Genomic DNA, 6,179 nt, shown 5'->3' with positions numbered 1-6,179 from the left:
CGGGGTGCTCGAGCCGAGCGCCGGCAGCTTCCAGATCCGCGGCCGGCTGGCCGCGCTGCTGGAGCTGGGCGCCGGCTTCAACCCGGAATTCACCGGCCTGGAGAACGTGCGCATCAATGCCGCCATCCTCGGCCTGTCGAACCGCGAGATCGAGGCGCGGCTGCCGGAAATCGCGGCCTTCGCCGACATCGGCGATTTCCTGGATCGGCCGGTCAAGCTGTATTCGTCGGGCATGTACGTGCGCCTGGCGTTTGCGGTGGCCGCCAGCGTCGACCCCGACGTCCTCATCATCGATGAGGCGCTGGCGGTGGGCGACGTGCAGTTTCAGGCCAAGTGCTTCCGCCGCTTCGAGGAGCTGGTCGGGCGCGGGCGCACGGTGTTGCTGGTCACCCATTCCACCGAGCAGGTGGTGCGCCACTGCGATCGTGCGCTGCTGCTGGAGGGCGGCCGGCTGATCGCCGACGGCGAGCCGCGCGCGGTCTGCAACCAGTATCTGGAGCTGATGCTCGGCGTCGCGCCGCGGCCCACCGAGCCCGCGGCCGCCGCTTCGGGCGCCGCCGACGACCAACAGGGGATTGCGGCGCTCGAGCAGCGCACCGGCTATTTCGCCAGCGAATACCGCTGGGGCAACGGCGGTGCGCGGCTGCAGGACATCCGCATCGGGCTGCCGGGCGACAGCCGGCACCGGGTGAGCCTGGAGTCGGGGGCGACGGTCGAGGTGGTGCTGCGTGCCACCTTCGAGCGTGCCTGCGCGCGGGCCATCTTCGGACTGTTCATCAAGACCCCGGATGGGGTTACCGTGTTCGGCAACAGCACGCGCAGCCCGGCGGTCTACCCGCAGCCGCTGGCGGTGGCCGCCGGCGAGGAGGTTTGCGTCGCCTTTACCCTCGACCTGAACCTGGGCGCCGGCGGCTATCTGCTCTCGGCCGGGGTGTCTTGCGAGGAGGGCGGCGAGGTGGTGCCCCTCGACCGGCGCTACGACTGCCTGCATTTCGAGGTGGTCGACGCCTCCGGCGCGGTGGGATTGGCGAATCTGCACGCGGTGGCGCGGCGGGTTTGACGGGCGCCCGATGCGCCGGTTGGTGCCGGCAGGGAAAGAATGGATTGCGGCGCCCCTTCGGGGCTCGCAATGACCGCACAGCGGCCATCGCGGGGCTTTTTTCTCGTCATGGCGAGGCGCACACAGCGCCGCGGCGATCCACGGACCGCCGATTTTGGCAACGGGAGACAGCAAAGTGAATGACCGGCCGACACCGCCCGGGCCCCTGTACCACGATTTCGCCTGGCTGGGCATGCCCACCGCGCAGCTGCCCGGCATCTACGCGCCCAACCAGCAGGCCAAGGCCCCGGTGATCGCGGCCTACCTGCTGACGGCCTTCGCCCGCCTGCGCTGCCGCGGCCAGCGCGACCTGAGTTTCGCCGAGCTGTTCTGCGCCGACGGCTTCTACACCCTGCTGGCGGCGCATTTCGGCGCCAGCCGCGCGACCGGCTACGACGACGACCGCGAGGGCCATCTGGCTAATGCCGAGCGCATGCGCGAGCTGCTCGGCCTGAGGCAGGCGGAATTTCGGCGCACCCGGGTGGAGGCGATCCCGGACGCCGAGCGAGCGGATGTGGTGGCCAATGTCGGCGGCCTCTACCATGTCGACGACCCGGAGGCCGTGCTGGATCGTTCTTACCGGATGGCGAACCACTACCTGATCGTGCAAACCGTGGTCTCCCTGGCGCGCGACGAGCCGGATTATTTTGAAAAGCCCGCCCCGGGCCTGAGCTGGGGCAACCGCTATTCGCGGGCCTCCTTCGACCGCATGATCCGCAGCCGTGGCTGGCGCATCGTCGACGCCCTGTTCAACACCCTCGATGGCAACCCGCGTCCCGAGGATCGCGGCAGCCTCTATTACCTGATCGAGAAATGACCGCCGCCTTCCCGTGGCTCGCCGCCGCGGGCTACGCCCTGGATGCCGCCACCGGTTGCTGGCTGCCCGCCGCGGCGCGGGTGGAATTCCCCTACACCGACGGCGAGGACGTCGAGGCCGAACTGTTGGCGCTGCTGCGCGCCACCGCCGATCGCAGCGTGCTGTCGCCCGCATTGCGCGCCGCCATTCGCGACTGGCCGACCCACTACCACCTGAGCCCGCGCCGGGCCAACCTGCTGCGTCCGCTGGAGGACTGGCTGCGCGGCCGCGCGGTGCTGGAGGTCGGGGCGGGTTGCGGCGCCATCACCCGCTATCTGGGCGAATGCGGGGCGCGGGTGCTGGCGCTGGAGGGCAGCCCGCGGCGGGCGGCGGTGGCAGCGGCGCGCTGCGCCGGGCTCGAAAACGTCGCTGTGGTGGCCGACCGGCTGCAGGATTTCGCGCCCGCCGAACGCTTCGACGTGGTGACCCTGATCGGCGTGCTGGAATACGCGCGGCAACTGTATGCGGATGATCCCGGACCGGACCCGGTCGCGGCGCTGCTCGAGCGGGCGCGCCACCTGCTGCGTGCCGATGGGGTGCTGCTGGTGGCCATCGAGAACCAGCTCGGCCTCAAATACTTCGCCGGCTGCGCCGAGGACCACGAGGCCGCCCCCATGGTCGGCATCGAGGATCGCTATCGCGCCGACGGCGCGGTGACCTTCGGCCGCGCCGAACTCGGCGCCCGGCTGGCAGCGGCGGGCCTGGCGTCGATCCGCTGGTGGTATCCGTTTCCCGATTACAAGCTGCCGGTCGCGGTCTTGTCCGAGGCCGCCGTGAGCGGCGCTCACGGCCTGGATCTGACGCCGCTGGCGGCGGGCTCGGTGACCGCCGACCCCCAGTTGCCGCCGGCCTGGCATTTCTCGCTGGAACAGGCCTGGCGCACGGTGCTGCGCAACGGCCTTGGCGGCGAGCTGGCCAATTCCTTTCTGGTGGCGGCGGCGACAGCGCCCGGGCTGCTGCCGCCGGTGCCGGCGCTGGCCCACCACTATGCCGCCGAGCGCCGCCCCGGGTTTGCCAAGGGGATCGCCATCCACGCCGCCGATCCCGGCGCGCGGCACTGGTGGCGGCGTCGGCCACCACAGCCGGCGCGCGTCTTGGCGCGGCGCCTCGATCCGGCCGCGCCGGTGCCGGATGTGCCTCTGCACCAGCATCTGGAGGCGGCAGCGTTCGCACCCGGCCAGCTCTGGCACGGGCGATTGTTGGAAGTCCTCAACCAGCCCGGCTGGACCGCGGCGGCGGTCGCCGATTGGCTCGGCGCCTGGCTCGATCACCTCGCCCGTCACGCTGGAATCCCGCGGGCGGCGCTGGCGTGGGACACCCGACTCGACGGGCGCCTGGTGGATGCGGTGCCGCGCAACCTGATGGTGGCCGGCGACCGCGGCACGTTTATCGATCTGGAGTGGGAGCTGGTCGACGGCCTCGATTTCGGCCACCTGTGCTATCGCGGGCTGATGCTGTCGTTGCTCGGGGTTTCGAGTTGTGCGCCGCCCGCCGGCGGCCAGCCCATCGCGCTGGGCCCCCTCGGCATCGAGATCATGGGACGCTGTGGTTATGCCGTCGGTGCCGCCGAGCTGGCACCCTGCCACGCCGCCGAGCGGCGCTTTCAGGAGTGGGTACACGGCGGCGCCTGGATCGGCTTCTGCGAGCTGCTGCTCCATGCCATGCCGGTGCGCGGAGGCCGAGCGTGACCGGCGGCCCCGTGCTGCGCGACGGCGAGATCGCGGCGCTGACTGGGCTGCGTGGTTTCGCCGCCCTGTGGGTGCTGTTGTTCCACGTCTGGGGCGCGGCGGGGCCGCGGCGAATGACCCTCGAGGTGGCGGGCTGGAATCTGGATTTCACGCCCGTTTTCAGCATCGGCTGGGCCGGGGTGCAGGTGTTTTTCGTACTGTCCGGATTTCTGCTGGCGCTACCTTATGTCGACTGGTGCGCAGGCCGCCGCGCCCGGCCTCGCACCCTGCCTTACCTGGCGCGGCGCTGCGCACGCGTATTGCCTGGTTATTACCTGCAGCTGCTGATCCTGCTGCTCGTCGCCTGGCAAGCCGATGGCCATTGGGTGATCGGTGGTTTCGGCGAACTGGCGGGGTATTTGGGGATGGCGTTCCTGCCCGAACCACTGGGCGTGGCCATGCTCAATGACGTCTGGTGGACATTGCCGATCGAGTTTTCCTTCTATCTGGCGCTGCCGCTGTTGGCGCCCCTGCTACATCGGCGCTGGCTGTGGCTGGTGCTCGCGGTCGGCCTGGGTGCGATGGTGCTGTGGCGCTGGCTGACGATCCAGGTGTGGGCGGCGGAGCTAGCGCCCGCCGGACGCTTTCAGCTGGGTTACCAATTGCCGGGTTCGCTGGATTCCTTCGCCCTGGGCATGGCGGCGGCAGTGATCTTCCGCGGTGGCATGGCCGACTGGCTGGCGGCCTCGCCGCGCTGCCGCGAGCTGGTGGCGTTGACCGCGATCGCGGTCGCCGGCGCGCTGCTGTATTGGATGCACTTCGGCTATCGCGCCTACTGGACCTTGGCCCCCATCACGTTTCTGTGGACGCCGTCGTTCTGTCTTGCGGTCGCGGCCGTGGTGCTCGGTGCGGCCGGCGGTTCGACGCTGCTCCACCGGCTGCTGGCCAATCGGCCGATGCGGTATCTGGGCACGGTCAGTTACGGCATCTACCTCTGGCACAACCCGATGCTGCGCTGGTTGAAGGCTGTCCCGGCGCCGTTCGAAGGCTATGCACTGCCCTGGCTGCTGCCGACCTGCCTGGGCGCCACGGTGCTGGCGGCGGCGCTGTCCTGGCACTGGGTGGAGCGGCCCCTGATCGCCCGGGTGCGCGGTGGCCTGGTGCGCGCATCGGCACCGGCGCCCGCGTCGCCGCGGGCGGTTCCCTGAAGCCGGGATCGCGCCGACAGGAGCGCGCAGTGGCGGCTACAATGCGCCCCGGTGTGGCATTGGCGGAATCCGGCTGGTGAGCGAGGACAACCTGGGGGTCGATATCGTGGTCCCCGTGTACCGGGGGCTGGCGCCGACCCGCCGCTGCATCGAATCCGTGCTCGCTAGCGCCAACCGTACCGCTTTCGAGCTGGTGGTGACCGACGATGCCAGCCCGGAGCCGGAGCTGTCGGCCTGGCTCGACGAGCTGGCCGCGGCGGGCCGCATCACATTGCTGCGCAATCCACAGAACTTGGGCTTCGTCGCCACCGTCAACCGCGCCATGGCGCTGCATCCGGAGCGCGACGCGGTGCTGCTCAACAGCGACACCGAGGTGGCGGGTGACTGGCTGGATCGGCTGCTGGCGCACGCCGCGGCGGACCCGCGCATCGGCACCATCACGCCCTTGTCCAACAACGGCTCGATCTGCAGCTACCCCAACATGCTGGATGTCAACGCGCTGCCGGCCGGCTGGACGCTGGCCGCGCTGGACGCTCTGTGCGCGCGCGTCAATGCCGGGCAGGCGGTCGATCTGCCCACCGGCGTGGGCTTCTGCCTGTACGTGCGCCGCGCCTGCTGGCAGGCGCTGGGCGGCTTCGATATCGCCAATTTCGCGCGCGGCTACGGCGAGGAATGCGACTTCTGCAGGCGTGCGGCCAAGGCCGGCTGGCGCAACGTGCTGGCCGCCGACGTGTTCGTGTTCCACGAGGGTTCGATCAGCTTCGGCGCCGAGCGCGAGGGACTGATGGCCGCAGGCACGGAGGTCATGAACCGGCTGCACCCCGAATACCACGAGCAGGTGATGGCCTTTCTGCGCGCGGATCCGGCCCGGCGCCTGCGCGACAATCTGACCCGGGCGCGCGGCCGGCGCCTGCCGGCTGACTGCGGCACCGTGCTGGAGGAGCTGATCGCCGAGCGCGATGCCCGTGCCGCCTGGCTGGTCGACAAGCTCGAGGCCCGGGAGCGCGATGCCGCGCAGCTGCGCGAGGAGCTGGCCGCCACCCGTGGCCGCGCCGATGAACTGGCCCATGTGCTCGCCAACGCCGAGCGCTTCGTGCGCGAGCGCGAGGCCGAGGTGGCGCGCCTGCTGCCGCGCTGCGCGGCGCTGGAGCAGGAAGCCACACAGATGCGCGCGGCACTGGACGATCTGCAGGCGCGCTTCGATGCGATCGCCAATTCCCGCGTCTGGGGCTGGTCGCGGCGCATCCTGCGCTGGCTGAGGCTGCGCTGATGGCGGGGGTGCACGCCTTTACCAGCATCACCGCCAACTATCTGCCCAAGGCGCGGGTGCTGGCCGAATCCATTCGCCC

Annotated in this window: 5 protein-coding genes; all 5 read left to right on the top strand. The window is 70.6% G+C overall.

Annotated features, from left to right (window positions below):
- Positions 1-1,060, top strand: a 1,060-nt coding sequence (locus tag PHC73_RS10390) for a Wzt carbohydrate-binding domain-containing protein (RefSeq protein WP_300127661.1), incomplete at its 5' end; no start/stop codon positions are given.
- 289 nt (positions 1,061-1,349) lie between these two features.
- The gene (locus PHC73_RS10385; RefSeq protein WP_300127658.1) at positions 1,350-1,916 is read left to right on the top strand and encodes a methyltransferase domain-containing protein; all 567 of its coding nucleotides are present in this window, start codon (positions 1,350-1,352) and stop codon (positions 1,914-1,916) included.
- On the top strand, positions 1,913-3,643 hold the full coding sequence (locus tag PHC73_RS10380; protein ID WP_300127655.1) for a class I SAM-dependent methyltransferase: 1,731 nt from the start codon (positions 1,913-1,915) through the stop codon (positions 3,641-3,643). The genes PHC73_RS10385 and PHC73_RS10380 overlap by 4 nt, the downstream gene beginning before the upstream one ends.
- The gene (locus PHC73_RS10375) at positions 3,640-4,830 is read left to right on the top strand and encodes an acyltransferase (RefSeq protein ID WP_300127651.1); all 1,191 of its coding nucleotides are present in this window, start codon (positions 3,640-3,642) and stop codon (positions 4,828-4,830) included. Before PHC73_RS10380 ends, PHC73_RS10375 begins: the two co-directional genes overlap by 4 nt.
- A gap of 76 nt (positions 4,831-4,906) precedes the next feature.
- Positions 4,907-6,100 (top strand): glycosyltransferase, encoded by a 1,194-nt coding sequence (locus PHC73_RS10370; protein ID WP_300127648.1) that lies wholly within the window; start codon positions 4,907-4,909, stop codon positions 6,098-6,100.
- The last annotated feature ends 79 nt before the right edge of the window (positions 6,101-6,179 follow it).

The sequence above is a fragment of the Immundisolibacter sp. genome, assembly GCF_028696615.1.
In the GTDB taxonomy this organism is placed as follows: Bacteria; Pseudomonadota; Gammaproteobacteria; order Immundisolibacterales; family Immundisolibacteraceae; genus Immundisolibacter.
The sequence above is the reverse complement of the archived record's forward strand: the minus strand, read 5'-3'. Positions and strand labels throughout refer to the sequence as shown.

Excerpts from the sequence above, each read along its gene's own strand:
- PHC73_RS10380 (WP_300127655.1), top strand. The coding sequence starts at position 1,913 with ATGACCGCCGCCTTCCCGTGGCTCGCCGCCGCGGGCTACGCCCTGGAT.